Annotated in this window: 17 protein-coding genes and 1 pseudogene; 8 read left to right on the top strand and 10 right to left on the bottom strand. The window is 52.7% G+C overall.

What is annotated here, in order from left to right; genetic code table 11:
- The first annotated feature begins 50 nt into the window (after positions 1 to 50).
- The 5 genes and pseudogenes from EJN92_RS15965 to EJN92_RS21885 form a co-directional block, all read left to right on the top strand.
- Positions 51 to 740, top strand: a complete 690-nt coding sequence (locus tag EJN92_RS15965; protein ID WP_126128730.1) for a helix-turn-helix transcriptional regulator — start codon at positions 51 to 53, stop codon at positions 738 to 740.
- 137 nt (positions 741 to 877) lie between these two features.
- Positions 878 to 1,249, top strand: coding sequence for a VOC family protein (locus EJN92_RS15960; RefSeq protein WP_126128729.1), 372 nt, complete (start codon positions 878 to 880; stop codon positions 1,247 to 1,249).
- On the top strand, positions 1,246 to 1,797 hold the full coding sequence (locus EJN92_RS15955) for an EVE domain-containing protein (protein ID WP_322348662.1): 552 nt from the start codon (positions 1,246 to 1,248) through the stop codon (positions 1,795 to 1,797). Before EJN92_RS15960 ends, EJN92_RS15955 begins: the two co-directional genes overlap by 4 nt.
- A gap of 285 nt (positions 1,798 to 2,082) precedes the next feature.
- Complete coding sequence (locus EJN92_RS15950; protein WP_126128728.1) at positions 2,083 to 3,195, top strand: phasin family protein; 1,113 nt, start codon at positions 2,083 to 2,085, stop codon at positions 3,193 to 3,195.
- 183 nt (positions 3,196 to 3,378) lie between these two features.
- Positions 3,379 to 3,618 (top strand): annotated as a pseudogene (locus EJN92_RS21885) (DUF2249 domain-containing protein); the annotation flags it as partial.
- Between the two features lie 328 nt (positions 3,619 to 3,946).
- Here EJN92_RS21885 and EJN92_RS15940 read toward each other — a convergent pair.
- The 9 genes from EJN92_RS15940 to EJN92_RS15900 all read right to left on the bottom strand — a co-directional run bounded on the left by EJN92_RS15940 (position 3,947) and on the right by EJN92_RS15900 (position 14,431).
- Positions 3,947 to 5,848 (bottom strand): DUF7151 family protein, encoded by a 1,902-nt coding sequence (locus tag EJN92_RS15940; RefSeq protein ID WP_126128726.1) that lies wholly within the window; start codon positions 5,846 to 5,848, stop codon positions 3,947 to 3,949.
- Positions 5,849 to 6,577: 729 nt separating this feature from the next.
- Positions 6,578 to 7,357 (bottom strand): prolyl hydroxylase family protein, encoded by a 780-nt coding sequence (locus EJN92_RS15935; RefSeq protein WP_126128725.1) that lies wholly within the window; start codon positions 7,355 to 7,357, stop codon positions 6,578 to 6,580.
- Between the two features lie 135 nt (positions 7,358 to 7,492).
- Entirely contained in the window at positions 7,493 to 8,830 is a 1,338-nt protein-coding gene (locus tag EJN92_RS15930; protein WP_126128724.1) for an aldehyde dehydrogenase family protein, read from the bottom strand.
- Between the two features lie 222 nt (positions 8,831 to 9,052).
- Positions 9,053 to 9,730 carry a type 1 glutamine amidotransferase domain-containing protein gene (locus tag EJN92_RS15925; RefSeq protein WP_126128723.1) on the bottom strand — a complete coding sequence of 226 codons (678 nt, stop codon included), beginning with the start codon at positions 9,728 to 9,730 and terminating at the stop codon, positions 9,053 to 9,055.
- 67 nt (positions 9,731 to 9,797) lie between these two features.
- Complete coding sequence (locus EJN92_RS15920; RefSeq protein WP_126128722.1) at positions 9,798 to 10,862, bottom strand: alkene reductase; 1,065 nt, start codon at positions 10,860 to 10,862, stop codon at positions 9,798 to 9,800.
- Between the two features lie 78 nt (positions 10,863 to 10,940).
- Positions 10,941 to 11,984 carry an NADP-dependent oxidoreductase gene (locus EJN92_RS15915; protein WP_126128721.1) on the bottom strand — a complete coding sequence of 348 codons (1,044 nt, stop codon included), beginning with the start codon at positions 11,982 to 11,984 and terminating at the stop codon, positions 10,941 to 10,943.
- A gap of 52 nt (positions 11,985 to 12,036) precedes the next feature.
- Complete coding sequence (locus EJN92_RS15910) at positions 12,037 to 13,194, bottom strand: iron-containing alcohol dehydrogenase (RefSeq protein WP_126128720.1); 1,158 nt, start codon at positions 13,192 to 13,194, stop codon at positions 12,037 to 12,039.
- 127 nt (positions 13,195 to 13,321) lie between these two features.
- Positions 13,322 to 13,915: a TetR/AcrR family transcriptional regulator gene (locus EJN92_RS15905; protein WP_126128719.1), complete on the bottom strand. Its 594-nt coding sequence runs from the start codon at positions 13,913 to 13,915 to the stop codon at positions 13,322 to 13,324.
- A 219-nt stretch (positions 13,916 to 14,134) separates the two neighbouring features.
- The gene (locus tag EJN92_RS15900; RefSeq protein ID WP_126128718.1) at positions 14,135 to 14,431 is read right to left on the bottom strand and encodes a hypothetical protein; all 297 of its coding nucleotides are present in this window, start codon (positions 14,429 to 14,431) and stop codon (positions 14,135 to 14,137) included.
- Between the two features lie 105 nt (positions 14,432 to 14,536).
- Here EJN92_RS15900 and EJN92_RS15895 point away from each other — a divergent pair, with 105 nt between their 5' ends.
- Positions 14,537 to 15,259 carry a DUF6969 family protein gene (locus tag EJN92_RS15895; protein WP_126128717.1) on the top strand — a complete coding sequence of 241 codons (723 nt, stop codon included), beginning with the start codon at positions 14,537 to 14,539 and terminating at the stop codon, positions 15,257 to 15,259.
- Positions 15,260 to 15,334: 75 nt separating this feature from the next.
- Complete coding sequence (locus tag EJN92_RS15890) at positions 15,335 to 15,814, top strand: YHS domain-containing (seleno)protein (RefSeq protein WP_126128716.1); 480 nt, start codon at positions 15,335 to 15,337, stop codon at positions 15,812 to 15,814.
- A gap of 314 nt (positions 15,815 to 16,128) precedes the next feature.
- Here the strand turns inward: EJN92_RS15890 and EJN92_RS15885 are convergent, their stop codons facing one another.
- Positions 16,129 to 16,656, bottom strand: a complete 528-nt coding sequence (locus EJN92_RS15885; RefSeq protein WP_126128715.1) for a GNAT family N-acetyltransferase — start codon at positions 16,654 to 16,656, stop codon at positions 16,129 to 16,131.
- Positions 16,657 to 16,854: 198 nt separating this feature from the next.
- Between EJN92_RS15885 and EJN92_RS15880 the strand changes: the two genes are divergently transcribed.
- Positions 16,855 to 17,172 (top strand): cupin domain-containing protein, encoded by a 318-nt coding sequence (locus EJN92_RS15880; protein ID WP_126128714.1) that lies wholly within the window; start codon positions 16,855 to 16,857, stop codon positions 17,170 to 17,172.
- Positions 17,173 to 17,236: the final 64 nt, after the last annotated feature.

Below are 17,236 nucleotides of genomic sequence, written 5' to 3'. Positions count from 1 at the left end.
TTTTTAAACCCAAGTTCAGATTTTTCTTGCCTTCACAAATCCACTCCCCCATGTCCCGCTCACAACGCCTGCTCGACCTGATACAAATTTTGCGCCGTCACCGCTACCCGATTGCCGGAGCATTGCTAGCGGCTGAACTCAAAATCAGCCTGCGTACCTTGTATCGAGACATCGTCAGCTTACAAGAACAAGGCGCCCACATCGAGGGCGAGGCGGGCTTGGGTTATGTTCTGCGTTCTGGCTATATGTTGCCGCCTCTGATGTTTTCCGAAGAAGAGCTTGAAGCCCTGGTATTGGGCTCACGCTGGGTTGCCAAACGCGGTGATAGCCGGCTCGCCGCTGCCGCCAGGAATGCACTGGCAAAAATCAGCGCGGTGGTGCCCACTGAGTTACGCGATGCATCGGATCAATCAGCGCTACTGGTCGGACCGGGCACAACGATTGCGCCAGACCATCCTGAGCTGCCACTAATACGCAAGGCCATCCGCAGCGAACACAAATTAGTTCTCACCTATCGGGACCTAAAAGGGCGGAAGTCACAACGCACCATCTGGCCCTTCGCGCTGGGTTTTTTTGATCATGCGCGTGTCGTGGTGGCATGGTGCGAGCTGCGTGCCGGCTTTCGGCACTTTCGCACCGATAGGATTGTTGCAGTAGAAATACTCGAACAGCGCTATCCGCGTCGACGCCAAGTGATGCTCAAAGAGTGGCGCGAGCGGGAAGGAATTGCGGCGCAATGAAAGCGGTATTTCCGTATCCCTGCATTTTTTTAGATTGCCCGGTTTGACTACTGACAGAATCTGACAGTAGGGCCCTTTAGGATGCTGTTGAGCGCGGCGATTTCCGCCTGTGCCAGCCAGCAACGAGGAGCCCTACCATGCTTGACCCTAATTACATCCTTTGCTACGTCAATAGTCCCGAAGTGAGCGCTGCCTTCTATGCAGGTATACTGGGACATGATCCAGTCGAGGCCTCACCCGGCTTCGCCCTGTTTGTCTTGCAATCTGGCGTCAAGCTGGGCTTATGGGCCAGGGACGATGTCACGCCTGCAGCCAGTGCCCAACCCGGTTGCGCTGAACTTGCCTTTGCGGTGGCCGATCACGCTGCCGTAGAACATATGCATACCGATTGGCAGTCACGCGGCTTGCGCATCGCGCAGGCACCATGCGCTCTCGACTTCGGCTATACCTTTGTGGCACTCGATCCGGACGGCCATAGATTGCGCGTGTTTGCGCCCTCAGCAGCATGAGCGCCGTCAGCCTGCGTCGCAACTGGATCGCAGTCGCTTCGGCTGAGCATGTCGCACGTGGTCGTGCCGAGGGCTATATGCAGGTCTGCCATGGCAAGGCGGCGCCCTTGCGCCGTCTTAGTCCCGGTGACCGGGTGGTGTATTACTCGCCCACGGAGGTGTTCGGCAGTAAGCTCAAGTTGCAAGCCTTTACGGCGCTGGGCATTGTGGCGGAACGTGAAACCTATCAGTTTCAGGCACCCGCGGATAGCGCTAGCGGCTTTTGCCCGCACCGGCGCGATGTCAATTGGTTAGAGGCGCAAGCGAGCGCTATCCTACCCTTGCTCGATCAGATGGAATTTTCTGCGGGCAAGAGCAATTGGGGCTATCAATTCAGGTTTGGGATTTTTGCCATCAGCGAGCATGATATGCAATTAATCGCGCAAAGTATGCAAGCCGAGCTGTCTGCCGAGTTGTGTGCCGAGCTGCCTGACCGAGCGACACCGCACTATCACTCTGGGCTCGCTGCCCCTTCGCAAGCGGGCAGCATTCAGCTCAGCCTGGTTTAAATTAGCCGCGATTGCAGTCTCCGCTCTGGGGGCTAAGACCCTTGCAAGCCGCCCACTGACACCTGGCGTCAACGATACTGCATCGTTGACGCCTTTCTGTTTTGCCGAGATGCGTGAAAATATTTTACGCAATTTAGCAAACTAGGGACGCTAAGCCAGTAGTGACAAAGATGCTGCATTGCAAAAGAAACTATTTTCATTTTCACAATCTCAGTTTACAATGTCAGATGTTGCATTGCATCATTTTCGCCTATTCTGTACCACCAAACTTCTAAGGAGAGCTTTATGTCTACGATTCCGGAACAAGTTTCCGCAGCCGCCCAAACCCAATTGGCGACTCAACTCGCTGTCATCAACACGCTTTCGCATACGGCGTTTGGCGGCATACAGAAATTGATCGCGCTCAATTTCAGTCTGATTCAGCAGTCTATGGAGAGCTCAGTAGCGACTACCCAAAAATTAATGGCGGCCAAAGACCCGCAAGAGGTGTTGGCTGTTAGCAGCGCACAAGCACAGCCACGTATAGAAAAAATCCTGGCCTATGGTCGTGAACTGGCCAGCATCAGCAATGCAGCCCGTAGTGATTTTTTACAAGCAGTGGGCAGCGTCAGCGCAGACCAGCCAGCAGCTACTGTCAAAGTAAGCAGCGCGCCAGTCGCGAGCAAAACCAAGGCGGACAGCATAGCAGCGCCAGCAGTTGCAGCAACAACTAAGCCAGCTAAAGCGCCAAAAGCACCAGCTAAGCTAGCAGTGAAGGCAGAAGTAAAGGTGGCGGTTAAACCAGCAACTAAGCCCGCAACTAAGCCTGTCGTCAGCGCAAAAAAGCCTGGCGCTAAGCCTGCCTTAAGCAGTAATACCCAATTACCACTGTTGACAGAAAGCGTTGCTAAACCTGCCGCGGCCAAGCCCGCTGTAGCCAAGACGGCTGCTGCAAAAACTGCCGTAGCAAAAGCCAAACCTGCAACAGCTCCAGCACCAGTTGCCGCTGCGCCAGCAATCAAAGCGAGTACGCCTAAAGCCAAACCTGCCGCCAGCAAACCGGCTGCCCCGATTCAAGCTGCCACAACTGCCAGCGCTCCTGCCGCAGTGAAAGTAGAAGTAAAGCCCGCATTAAAGACAGAAGTGAAGGCCGAAGTAAAGCCGACATTGAAAGCAGAAGTGAAGGCGGAACCCGCAGCACAGCCTGAATTAGCTAAAACCGCCAGCGTCGCTACTGTTGTGCCTACTCGAGCAGTCACAACGACAGCTGCCGCAGAACCTGTGGTCAGCAAACCAGCCATCACTGGCTTGCCAACTAAAGCAGCCGCTAAACCTGGCTTCCCTGCGGTGGGCGGACGCCCTGCTTTTAAAGAAAAATCGAGCAAGGCCACAGGCGCAAAAATGCGTGTACGCCAATAAATCCTGAGTGCTTAGCAGACCGCTAAGCCCAGCATACTAAGACCCGCAGCGGCGCTTGATGCACATCAAGCGCCGCTTTCATTTGCCCAGCGTGAACTAGCGGCCTGGCAAAAACTTGATCAGCATTAAGGCAAACAAAATAGTGCCTGCTTAGAATGCGCTATCCCTTTTACGAAAGCCTCTATGTCTATTCAAACCACTCCTAATGTGTATCAATTTGATGTGCGCGGCGTCTCCAAGCGCTTGCGCCATGCCGCCATTTTCGGCGCGCTCGAATCCATGGATCAAGGCGATATCATGCGCTTTGTCAACGATCACGATCCCCTGCCCTTGCTGAGCCAAATTCAACAACGCTACGACGGTCAGGTGCAACACAACTACATACAAAATGGCCCGGATGCGGTGATTATCGATTTCAGCATCCATCCCAAACAGCAGGCACAGGATGCGACTCCAGCAGCAGCAGCTGCAGCAGAAGCACCGGCAGCTAAAAGCGGCGGCGGTTGCGGTGGTGGTGGTGGTGGTGGCGGCGGTTGTGGTTGCCAGGGCGGCTAAACCAGAGAAGTGCTATTTTCAGGGGGGAGAAAAACATATACTCCCCCTATTTATTTATAAAACCTAGGCTTTTGCCCAATAAACACGTGGGCAAGAAAAAATACCCCCGCCAGTATATAAAGCCTACACCACCACCATCGCAGACTTGCTGCAGCCCACTAGCTAAGCCAGAAAAGCCAGGCGCAAGCATTAAGGCTTAGTAGGCCAGGATCCCGCTACTAGAAAAAATCGTGTAACTCAAAGGCAGCCATAGACCTGCGCCGACAAATTGCAGGGACAGGGTATCGTACTGTCCACCCGTAATCGAGCCGGCCACACCGGGCGTGGTTTGCACCCCGACTGAAGTGTAAATTTGACCGTTACTCTCCACGGCAGCGAGCTGATTACCATTCGCCGAGGATGCAATCCCGCGCCAAAAACGATTGCTGTCACGTGCCGCCCAAGTGAGTCCAAAGTCGTTAGAAGTATAAATTTTATTTGCAAATACCGCGGCGGCCAGCTTACTGCCGTCGCTAGAGGAAGCGATGGCATACCAGTTGCGATTGCTATCACGGGCGATCCAGTTCACACCGGCATCGGTAGAAGTATAAATCTGGCCGCCATATACTCCTGCCACCAACTTACTGCCGTCACCCGATGAGGCGATAGAACGCCAATTGCGATTGCTATCACGTGCAGTCCAGTTCACGCCACTATCGCTGGATGTGTAAATTTGGCCATTTGTGACGACCGCAGCGAGCTTACTACCGTCGCTGGAACAGGCAATCGAGATCCAAGCACGATTGCTGTCGCGGGCGGTCCAGTTTACGCCAGAATCGCTGGATGTATAAATTTGGCCGCTATCTACCACTGCCACCAACTTAACCCCATCACTGGAAGAGCAAATGGCGCGCCAAGACCGACTGCTATCACGGGCGACCCAGTTCACACCGGAATCGCTGGATGTGTAGATTTGACCAAGATTGACTAGCGCTGCTAACTTACTGCCATCGCTGGAAGAGGTAATAGCATCCCAACTGCGATTAGTTTCGCGTGCGACCCAACTCACTCCGGAGTCGGTGGAGGTGTAAATTTGTCCATTCTGAACGAATGCCGCCAGTTTGCCGCCATCACCGGACGAAGTAATCCCATCCCAATCGCGCACACTGTCGCGGGCGGTCCAGCTCAAGCCAGCGGGGGCATTACTGCCTGCGATGCCCTTGCTTAAAATTGATTGCCCGGCATTCTGGGCGATCCGCCAGCCCCCCGCCCCCACGCCACTGAGCTGCAGTAAATCACCGATTTGTGGTGCGTTAGGCAAAGTGACGGTCACTTGACTGGCGTTGTTCGCCAGATAACCGGTATTTGACTGCCCCGCCACGCTGGTCGCGCTGACATCAACCCAGCTCACGCCCGGCCCTGGCGCGCCATTGCAGGTATACGCAGTCGTCGTAATTTCGCCAGCGTCCAGCACGCCGTTGCCATTCGTATCCGGCCCAGACGTGATTTTATTCCCAGCATAGGTGCAATTAGCACCCGCCGTTTCAGTCACAATCGCCATCAAACTACTGATGCCGTTCGTTCCATTGGTGCCGTTGCTGCCGTTGGCTCCGGCAATACCTTGACAAAGATACTGGCTGGAAGTGATTTCTGCTACGTCTAAAATACTGTTGCCATTTGCATCCACGCCCACACTGATTTTGTATCCACTGTTGGCACAATTGCTGCCGGCGGCCTCGGCGACCATACTCACCAGACTTGCCAAACCAGCACTGCCTGCCGCCCCCGCTACGCCAGCCAAGCCATTGCACACATATTGGGTGCTACTGACTTCTGCGGCATCGAGCTGCTTATTGGTATTGGCATCCAAACCAGCATCAATTCGCACACCGCCAACTGCGCAATGCGATCCCGGGGCCTCAGAGCTGCTTAAGCTTAAGGCGCTAAGGCCATTACTACCATTAGTGCCATTACTACCGTTAGTGCCATTTGTGCCGCTAATGCCATCCACGCCGTTCGAACCAGCACCGCAGGCCGTGACAGCAAGGCTAAGCACAAGCGCGCTGAGATGGAAAAGTCGAGTGACACTAACTGGCGGAAGAATTTGATAGGAAATCATGGCGTATCCCTGTTCTAGCTGCAAAAGTAAAAGGCAGGAAAAATCAAGATAGCGGCGCGAAAAATCTCGCGATGAACAGCGTTTAGCGGGTCTGATCCTGCACCAACAAATTCACGCGACTACTTTAGCATAAGCATGTCTAAGGCAACAAACTCAGGGTCGCGATACGCAACACAGACGCTAAGTAATTTAAAAAGTGCTCAAAAAATGGAGGCATCCGCCTGCGCTGCTGGTCGATTGCCAGTCTCTTCAAAACCAGCATGAGGGACTACGTTGCCAGCGCCTGAGGCATATTTTTTTGAGGGCAAACGAGAAAAAATCTGACAAGTGGAAATCTGTATTCTGGAACTTTAAAATAGATACTCCCCCTAATTTCTCATCAAATCCACGCATTCGCGCAATAAACACGCGGGCGAGTAAAATATACTACCGCCAGTATCTATCAGTCAGGCCGACAAAAGATGAAGCATCGCAGCCTGGACAGTTGACGGCTAGCGGCACCAGCTGCCAAAAGTGGTGGTGGCGGTTGCCAGGGCAGCTAAACCAGAAAAGTGCTAATTTTAGGGGGAGGAAAACATATACTCCCCCTAATTTTTTATCAAACCTATGCATTTGCGCAATAAACACGTGCGCGAGTAAAAAATACCCCCGGCAGTATAGTTAAGCGCCAGTCGCAAGCTTATCCTCTGCGCCGCGCTACCCGAGCGCAGATCTAGCCTCTGTCCAATCTCATAGCGCGAATAAAACGTCGCTGCGGATGATGTATTTGACGCCGCTCAGTATCGGTACTGAGCTGTGGATGCAATGCATGGGATGGCTGCCATGTGGAAAGCACAAAACGCTGCCAGCGGGTGTCCGCACATCCACTTCTAGCACAGGGTCGCCACGCTGGGCCGGCATTAACGGCTGCTCGGCATTGACTAAAAATCGGGTAGCCCCACCCTCGAAATCCTCGCTTAAAAAAATCAAAAACGTCATTTGACTATACCGGTCGGGATAGGCATTAGCATGCAATTCCCGATTGATGACGCGACTACCCGGCCAGGCACCATCCGAATGCGGTTTAAAATAATCCCCGACCTGGTAACGGTAAAATCGAAACCTGGCATTGATACCAAGCGCGAGCTTGCCATCAAAAATGCCTGTTTTATCTTGCATCAGCGCGCAGACTCTTTGCCAAATTACGCCATCAGTAGCCTCATCGACCACCCAACTAAGACTGTCGTTATGCCGGATATGACGCGGTAGCGAGACTGCCGCATCGGCTAAATAACCCAGGCCCTCACTCACGTCTATCAAGCGTTGGCACTCATCGAGCGACAACACATTGAGTAACTGAAAGGCGCCAGGCACCTGTGCTAAATCTTGCCGTATCACCTGGGCGCCGCCGGCCTCGGATAATTGCGCAGGGTTGACTCGTGTGCTGGCCCAAGTAGGCAAGGCGGGGTGCTCGGCGCCGGCTTCATAGGCGGCGACGAAAAAATCTTCTTGTTTAAATTCTGTGCGCATAAATGTCTATAAATCTCTATAAATGTCTGTATCTATCCTCGTGATGCCGGCGCGGTGATGCGTGGTGAGGCGTGGTGAGGCGTGGTGAAGTTTACTGAGCCGATCGCGCCGAGCTCTCCCGAACCAATATGGCAATTACTGGCTGAGCACGCGTACCTGAGCGAATTGGCGATGTCCGGCCGCTGAGCCATGAAAACCATAGCCACTATGTTTTGCGCCTACCCACGGTGCGCCGCCAGCGCCGCCGACGCCTTGATTAATACCTACCATTCCCGCTTCCAATTGTTGCGCCACCTCAGGTGCGCCTGCGCCCCCGAATACCACGGCACCCAAGCCATAGTCGCTCTCATTGGCACGCTGTATCGCCTCTTGGATATGCTGAAAGTGACTGATCGCCACCACTGGTCCAAAAGTTTCTTCCTGCTCTAATTGCATCTCGCGCGTTAAACCAGTCACAACGGTAGGCTGTATATACGGCAAAACATAGTCGTCACTGCCGAGTAAAAACTGTGCGCCTTTGGCTCTGGCGTCTTGCAGTTGCTGCAGCACATGCTGATGCTGACGTGGATTGACCACAGGACCAATGTTCACCCCAGGCTGATCCCATGGTCCGACCCGATATTGGCGCGCATAGGCCAGCACGCGTTCTTCAAATTGTCTGGCAATACCAGCATCGACATAGATGCGTTCAGTAGAGGTGCACATTTGCCCTGCATTTTCAAACGAACTGGCAACCGCAAAACGCGCCGCAGCATCAACATCGGCATCCGCCATAACGATCATAGGATCATTGCCACCCAACTCCATGACCAGGCGTTTGAGGCCCGCAGCGGCATTGGCCATGATGTGTTTGCCAGCGGCCATAGAACCAGTAAACGCGATCATATTAATGTCCGCCTGCACCAAAGCCTGGCCTATTTTTTCATCGCCGTGAGCAATTTGCAGCAGACCGGCAGGCAATACCGTATTGAGCGCATCCACAAACTTCTGCGCCACTAAGGGGGTTTCTTCGGACGGCTTTAAGATCACACTATTGCCCGCCATCAGGGCAGGAATGAGTAAATTATTCGCCATCGCCAGAGGATAATTCCAAGGTGAAATCAGCGCCACCACACCTAGCGGGCGATACTGTATCTGGGTGTCTGGCCCGATCAACTCTGAAGCCAGCGCCGCGCCAACCTCAGCCGTTAAATAGGCGGCACTGTGGATAGTGCCACCGACTTCATAGCCTGCGCGACGCAAGTCTTTGCCCATTTCGCGGCTAATCAGTTTGGCCAAATCGTCTTGCAAGGGAATCAGACACTGATACGCCAGGCGCAGTTGCTGTTGACGCTGCGCAAGCGTGAGAACCGCCCAGGCAGTTTGCGCCAGACGTGCCTGCCTGAGCAACTCAGGAAGCTGCGCCGCCTCAGTCAGTGCAACATCGCCGATAGCGCTGCGAGTAAGGGGATCGTAAGAGATTAGACGTGACATGATGTAATTTCTAAAAACAGCAGCTCGACTGGCTCATTTTGCAATGCGTCAGTAAGGCTCTGAAAATATAGTGTATTGAAAAAGGGAACTTCTAAAAAGCGAGGCGCAAGCCCTATGCGGCCTGCAGGCCGAAATCACGCCAGAAGGCGCGTGCAGTATGCGCAAACGCTTTGGGGATGTAGATACACTGAGCCAGCACTGGCTCAGTGTATTACCAGGGAATTAAGCCAGTAAGGCCATCAGAGCATGCGCGGCTGGCTCGGACGATGCCGGATTTTGCCCGGTAATGAGCATGCCGTCGGTGACCACGTAAGGCTGCCAGTCGGCCGCTTTTGAGTAGACGCCACCATTGGCCGCCAACATATCTTCCACCAAAAATGGCACCACGTCAGTCAGACCAACGGCCGCTTCTTCGGTATTGGTAAAACCTGTGACGCGTTTGCCTTCGACCACAGACTTGCCGTCTGCCGATTTTGGATGACGCAATACCGCTGGTGCATGGCATACCGCTGCCACTGGTTTACCGGCCGCCAGCATGCTCTCGATCAAAGCAATCGACGCGGCATCTTCTGCCAGATCCCACAGCGGGCCGTGGCCACCCGGGTAAAACACCGCATCGAAATCGGCAGCGGCGACAGCGCTCAGCTTCTGGGTGTTGGCCAATACCGCGATGGCGGCAGCGTCTGCCTTAAAGCGTACAGTTGCCGCAGTTTGCGCGCTAGGATCGTCGCTTTTCGGGTCTAGCGGTGGCTGGCCGCCTAAAGGTGAAGCCAGAGTAATCGTCACGCCTGCGTCTTTAAAAACGTAATACGGAGCGGCGAATTCTTCTAACCAGAAACCGGTTTTTTCAGCTGTGTTGCCGAGTTTATCGTGCGAGGTAAGTACCATTAATAGGTTCATGTTATATCCTTGAATAAAAAAAGTGTGAGGTCGATGTGAGGTCGATGTGAGCTAAGTTTTAACGAGCTCAGGCCGCTTGCATACTAGGGTAATCGGTGTAACCCTTAGCGCCCGGGGTGTAAAACGTTGTCTGATCCGGAGCATTGAGTGCCACGCCAGCTTTAACACGAGCAGGTAAATCTGGATTGGCCAAAAAGCCGGTACCGAAGGCGACCGCATCAAGTTTGTTATCACGTATCGCAGCCTCGGCTTCTGCACTGCTATAGCCCATATTTCCTATCAGTACACCCTTGTAATGCGCGCGCGCGATAGGCATGACGTCACCATTTTGCTGTTGGAAAAAATCAGCGCGCATCAAATGCAGATAGGCCAGTTTGTAATCATTTAAACGTGTGCTTAAAAATTCTATCCATGCCAGCGGATCGCTGTCTATCATGCTGTTGTAGCTGTTCAAAGGCGACAGACGCAGACCGACCCGCTCAGATCCTATGGCCGCACTGACTGCTGTCAAAATTTCGAATAAAAAGCGTGCGCGGTTTTCGATAGAGCCGCCGTAGTTGTCGGTACGCTGATTTGAGCCATCACGCAAAAATTGATCAATCAGATAGCCGTTGGCAGCGTGTACTTCTACCCCATCAAAGCCAGCCTCGATCGCGCTTTTGGCAGCCGCCGCAAAGGCCGCGACCAACTCAGGGATTTCTTCGCTAGTTAAGGCGCGTGGCACAGCTTGCTCCACTTTACCTATCAGTGTCTGGACCTCGCCGCTAATGGCGATGGCGCTAGGAGCCACGCTTTCCACACCGTGATTATTCGCTGGATGGGCGGCGCGCCCAGCGTGCCAGATTTGCATCACGATTTGCCCGCCTTTGGCATGCACCGCGTCGGTAACTTGTCTCCATGCCGCCACATGCTCAGGCGTGTAAATGCCTGGTTCGGTGACAAAGGCCGAGGTATTCGGGGCAATCATGGTGCATTCAGTGATGATCAGACCGGCACTGGCGCGCTGCGCATAATACTCGGCCATTAATTCATTGGGCATATGTGCCAGATCAGCGCGGGCGCGCGTCAACGGCGCCATCAGCATGCGGTTAGCTAAGGTGAATGCGCCAGCTTTTAAAGGTGTAAATAACATGGTGGTTCCTCGTGTAATTTCGGTGATTTGGATAATTTAAAAAGTAATCTTTGCGGCTTAATCAACACTTAAACAGGCTCAAGCCTTAAGCTCATCGTCGCTGGCGATCTGGACGATGAGCTTGCCAAAGTTTTTGCCCTCTAACAGTCCGATAAACGCCTGCGGTGCTTGCTCCAGACCGGCTACGATGTCTTCGCGGAATTTGATTTGGCCGGCTTGCAACCAACTACTCATCTGCGCAAAAAACTCCGGGTAACGATGTCCGTAATCGTCAAAAATAATAAAACCTTGCATCTTGATGCGCTTGGTCAGTATCGTGCGGGCCAGCAAACCCAAGCGATCCGGGCCTTCCGGCAAAGCGGTGTCGTTGTAATTGGCGATCAGGCCGCACACAGGGATGCGCGCTGCCGCATTCAGCAAAGGCAAAACGGCATCAAACACGGCGCCACCGACGTTTTCAAAATACACGTCTATGCCTTTAGGGCAAGCCGCAGCCAATTGCTGCTTGAAGTCTGCACTGCGATGATCGATACAGACATCAAAACCGAGCTCTTCCACCACCGAGCGGCACTTGTCGGCACCACCGGCAATACCGACTATATAGCAGCCCTTGAGTTTGGCAATCTGCCCCACTATCGAGCCGACCGCACCACTAGCGGCAGCCACCACCACGGTTTCGCCGGCTTTAGGTAAGCCGATATCGAGCAAACCCATGTAGGCAGTAAAGCCCGGCATGCCCAGTGCGCCTAGTGCCAGCGAAGGACGTGCCATGGAGCCAAGCTTGCTCAAGCCTACGCCATCAGAGATCGCATAGTCTTGCCAGCCGCTATAGGCCAGTACCAGCTCACCCTCGGCATAATCGGGATGCTGCGAGCTCACCACGCGCGACACGGTCGCACCCAGCATCACTTCACCTAGCGCTACCGGCGCAGCGTAAGACTTGGCGTCGCTCATACGACCACGCATGTAGGGATCAAGCGACAGATACAGGCTACGTAATAACACCTGGCCTGCGACCGGGCTGGCGACGGCACTCTGTTTTAATTCAAAGTTAGCGGCAGTGGGAGCACCGACTGGGCGTGAGTGCAAGGTAATCTGGCGATTGAGAGTTTGATTGGACATGTTAGTAACCTAAAAATATAATTATGTGAACTTAAAAAGACTGCGGCTATTTTTAAAGCGCCTGCTGCAAAATCACGCGAGTGCGCTCTAGCGTCACATCCTGATGTTCGCCTAAGGCGGTCATGCCATGCGCCTCTAACTGCGCCAGAATGGCAAGGATAGACTCTTCCCCTAGCTGGTATTCGGACAGGCGGGTCTTGATTCCTAAACTCTCAAAAAATTCACGGGTACGCACAATGGCGGCATCGATGCGCTGCTCTTCGCTGCCGTCGGTGATGTGCCAGACGCGCTCCGCGTATTGCAGCAATTTGGCGCGTTTCTGTTCACGCTGCACATTGAGTACGGATGGCAACACCAGTGCCAGCGTGCGCGCATGATCAATGCCATACAGGGCGGTAATCTCGTGCCCTATCATATGGGTAGCCCAGTCTTGTGGCACACCGGCACCGATCAAGCCGTTCAATGCCAGGGTCGCCACCCACATCAGATTGGCACGATTGTCGTAGTCTGGCTCCATAGACATCGCTTGCGGCGCGATCTCTATCAGACTCTGCAACAAGCCTTCGGCAAAGCGGTCTTGCGGTAAAGCCTGCACCGGGAAAGTCAGATACTGCTCTATCGTATGCACGAAGGCATCGGCTATCCCGTTAGCAATCTGGGTTTTCGGCAAGGTATAAGTTTTGCTCGGATCGAGGATAGAAAACTGCGGAAACACCAGGCGATTCATGAAGGAAAATTTCTCGTGGGTAGACTTGCGCATGATGACGCCGCCGCTGTTCATTTCCGAACCGGTCGCCGGCAAGGTCAGCACAGTTCCGAAAGGCAGTGCGCTCTTCACATTGCGTCCGCGCTTTTGCATGATCTCCCAAGGCTCGCCGTCAAAACCGACCGCAGCTGCGACAAATTTAGTGCCATCGATTACCGAACCACCACCGACGGCCAGCAAGAAGTCGAGCTTTTCGCGCCGCACCAGCTCGACCGCCTGCATCATGGTTTCGTAACTGGGATTAGGCTCTATGCCGGCAAACTCCATAACCACACGCGTGCCCAGAGCCGCTTTGACTTCATCCAAAGTACCGGTAGTCTTGGCGCTGTTGCCACCGTACAGTATCAATACTTTTGCAGTGGCAGGCACCAGATCAGCCAGTTTAGCGATGGTATTGGCACCAAAAACAATCTTGGTCGGATTGTAGAATTCAAAATTTCGCATAGGTTTCTCTTTCTTTTTCAATTTTACTAAGACTCAAATTAGACTGGTCGTCTAGCTCTACGGCAAAAAATTAAGCGAACTTTTCGGGTTCGCCCTCCTTAAACACTAGCGCCCATCACATTACAAACTACTTCGCTAAATTCAATAAACTCAGGGTTGCCAGCATGGCGCCATCCATGGCGCTGCGGTCGCGTCGCATCTTGCTCAACAAGGTCGCGCCCAACCACATTTCATACAAGGTCTGCGCCGTATGATGGGCGTCGATTTTGCCACTCAGCGAACCGTCCGCCATGGCGGCATCAATACAAACCGCCAGCCTATCGATAATCTGATCGGTACCCTGATGCAAGGCCAGGCGCATGGCTTCCGACAAATCAGAGACCTCACCGCCTAACTTCACCGCCAGGCACTTACCCTGCATGTCGCAACTGGCTTGTGATTCTAACCAACCGCGCCAATAGCTCATCAAACGCTCGGCAGCCGGTAGCGCCTGATTATTCAGTAACTTATCGAGGTACTCGAGATAGTCAGAAAAATAGCTTTCTAACAGCGCCTCACCAAATAATTCTTTGGATTTGAAGTAATGATAGAAAGAGCCCTTAGGCACCGCGGCAGCACTCAAGACCTCATTGAGACCAACCACAGAAAATCCTTTGCCCAGAATAATGGGCTTGGCGGTATCGAGTATGTGCTGTCTGACATTGGTGCGTGGAGTATTCATGGAGCGAACTATAAATCAAATTAGACCAGTCGTCTATGATTATTTTAGTCTCATTTTCACCCACGTCGTGACATTAAATCCCCGTTTATCAAAAAATAAACCATTTTATTTAACGCAAGGTGTAAGTTTCAGAATGCTGACGCGACTCAATCCTGTAGCAATAAGCAAGCAACACAGTCAGCGCCCCGCTACGGGCTTTTTCTTAACATTTAATTTTATTTAATTGGAGTCACACATGAAATCTACTTCCCTGAGCAAGTCCCTGAAAAACATCATTTCCGCTTCTGTCGTTGCTGCTGCAGCGATGGCGGCAGCGCCTGCCATGGCAACTTGCGCCGCCGCCGGCTGCTCGGCAAAAGTTGCTGGCTGTTCTGCTAAAAAAGGCTGTTGCGCGGCCAAAAAAGCTTGCTGTGGCGCGAAGAAAGGCTGCTGTGCGGCGAAAAAATCTTGTTCCGCCAAAAAGTCTAGTGCTAAAAAGGGTTGCTGTGCTGCGAAAAAAGCTTGTTGCGCCGCCAAAAAAGGCTGCTGCGCAGCGAAGAAGTAATCTTCTCTTAGCCTTGCTGGCGCTACCAGTGCGCCAGCAAAATTCGCCTTGCCCTTCCACCTAAACCGTTTTGCATTATGCGACTGCCCTTAGTCTTAACATCTGCGCCCGATTGGAGCACGCTGAGCGCCGCGCAGCTCAAACTGTGCTACCGCGCCGCCACCCGACTGGTGAACAGCATGCAGGATCTGGCCGAGCGAGATTGTCAGGTGGTTCAGGCTATCATCGCCAAACAAGACTTTATCGAGTGGCAGCATTATCCCGAGAATGATGTGCGCGACAATCAGCACGCCTCGCAGTATTTCTATCATGCTCATCCGGGGCTGCAACGGCCATTTGCCGAACATGGACATTTCCATTTATTTGTCCACGCAGAAGAGTTGGGCATGCGCCGCGCCAATCCGCGCTACTCAGCTGCCCCGGCCCATCTGTTGGCGGTATCGATGAATGCCCTAGGCGTACCTAGTGGTTTTTTTCTGGTGAACCGCTGGGTCACCAAGGGCCCATGGCTCAATTACGCCGACTGCGTGGCTGGCCTTGAGCAGTTTCAAATTAAAACCAGACAGAGCAATCCACAACTCAAGCGGATTAATCAGTTTTTACAAGCGCTCATCACTCTGTATCGCGCCCCGATACTGGCACTCTTGCAGCAACGTGATCAGATCATGCAAAACCTTTGCTCAACCCGCGATAGGCGCAGTGTTTTTGCCGATCAGAGCATAGAAGTCCTGTGCTATCACCCGATTAGCCTGATGGACGATATCGCAGCACTTGAACTAGCCCTTGAGCAAAGCAGTTAAAAAGATGAACGCGCCTTGGTAAGTTATACCTCAAGCGCCCGACCAAACAACACCCCACTTTTTTAGGAGCACAGCATGAAATTTTCTCTCGCCAAACGCAGCACCTTGATCAAAGCGTTCAGCACTGTATTGCTGGTCATAGCAGGCGGCAGCGCTTTTGCCGTCGCCCCGATATTTTCAACGGAAGAAGGCGCGATCCGCGGCTACGACCCGGTTGCCTACTTCAAGCAAAACAAACCCGTCAAAGGTCGCAAGGATTTAAGCACAACCTGGCAAGGTGCGCAATGGCACTTCAGCAGCCAGGCCAACCTGGATGCCTTCAAAGCCGACCCCGAGAAATATGCACCGCAATACGGCGGCTACTGCGCCTACGGTGTGGCGCAAGGCTATACGCCAGAAATCGATCCGTCGGCTTACAAGGTATTAAACGGCAAGCTGTATCTTAATCTGAGCCCGGTCGTGCTGAAAAAATGGAAGAAAGATATTCCCGGCTACGTCAAAGATGCCGACAAGAATTGGCCCGAGCTCAAGGCTGGCACTTACGTCGAAAAGTAGTGGCGAATAATCCAGTTTCGAATTGACTTGCGCAGTATCCATGCGCCTTGCAGACCAATATCCGGCTGCAAGCCGCATGGATACTGCGCAATCGTTTTTGAAAATTGAATAATGCTGGCTAAAACGTTACTGTTCAGCCGACTATGGTGAAAGTCAAAACCACTCACCGCAGAGACGCTGAGACGCTGAGACGCTGAGAACGGCAAAGTAGTTCTCCGTTTTTCCTCGGCGTCTCGGCGTCTCAGCGTTGAGAGGTCTTAGTTTTTTTGTCGTGCTCCTAGTAGGCTGAACAGTTACGCTAAAACACAGGTAAATTAGCGCTGTTCCCATTCATCGCGCAGCAAAGCATACATCTTGAGATCGGAATGCTTGCCCCGGCTAAACGCAGCACCGCGGGCGATTCCCTCCATCTTAAAACCGCATTTGATCGCCACCTTTTCTGAGGCGATATTATCGACATTCATATGGATGTTGAGACGGTTAATCAGCAAGGTATTGAACAGATAATCGCTCAGCAATTGCACCGCCTCACTCATGATGCCCTTGCCGCGTGACGCTGGTGCAAACATGCCATAGCCTATTTCCCTAGAATTAAAATATGGCACAGTCTTAAAGTGAAATACACGACCGATGATGCTACCGGCGTCATCGATCATTACAAAGATCTCCATCGTTTCTTTGGAGCGTGATTGCTCCTCGAATCGCTGTTCTACCATGCCGGGCAACATCACTTCCAAAGGAAGATAATCGCCTTTGCTATCTGGATGGTTAATTAATTCTGTGTACCGTGGCAGTTCGTCTTTTTTGAGATGGCGCAGATGAAAACAACTTCCCTTGATCATACGAAGTTCCTAGTAAAAATTGGTCGAAATGAAATTATCACTGTAACATCAAAATAATATTATGAGGAGAATCGGCCGATTTCTTTTATACTCCCGCATCTTGCGGAAAAATCGCGAAAAACCTAGGGCAGCAAGCAGGTGAGCACTCAGCTCGGTTGGCAGCGGCACCACACTGGCATTATTTTATAAGGATTTATCATGACAACACCATCCATACTCACCTGGTCTGAGGCAGACTCTGGCGCACTCACAGAGGCAGCGATACGCGCCCACCATCAGCCAGAAGAAAACTTCAAGCTGTATGTCAATGCCTATGAAGCGGCACAACAGTTCGCCGTCAAAGCCGGTCACGAGTTCTTTTTGTATGTAGTGACAGGTGCTTGCAAGACCAGCGTAGACGGTCACGAATTGCGTCTGGCTGCCGGTCAATTCGTCAGTCTGGCTGCTGGCTCTTATGCTTTCGAGGCCTTGGGCACTGAAGCTTTGCAATTGGTAAAAGTATTTGCGCGTGCCTAAGTAGTAAGGCTGTACCAGATGCAAAAAAAATACCGGCCTGGCGCCGGTATTTTTATTTGAAGAC

It is taken from the genome of Undibacterium parvum, assembly GCF_003955735.1.
In the GTDB taxonomy this organism is placed as follows: domain Bacteria; phylum Pseudomonadota; class Gammaproteobacteria; order Burkholderiales; family Burkholderiaceae_D; genus Undibacterium; species Undibacterium parvum.
The sequence above is the reverse complement of the archived record's forward strand: the minus strand, read 5'-3'. Positions and strand labels throughout refer to the sequence as shown.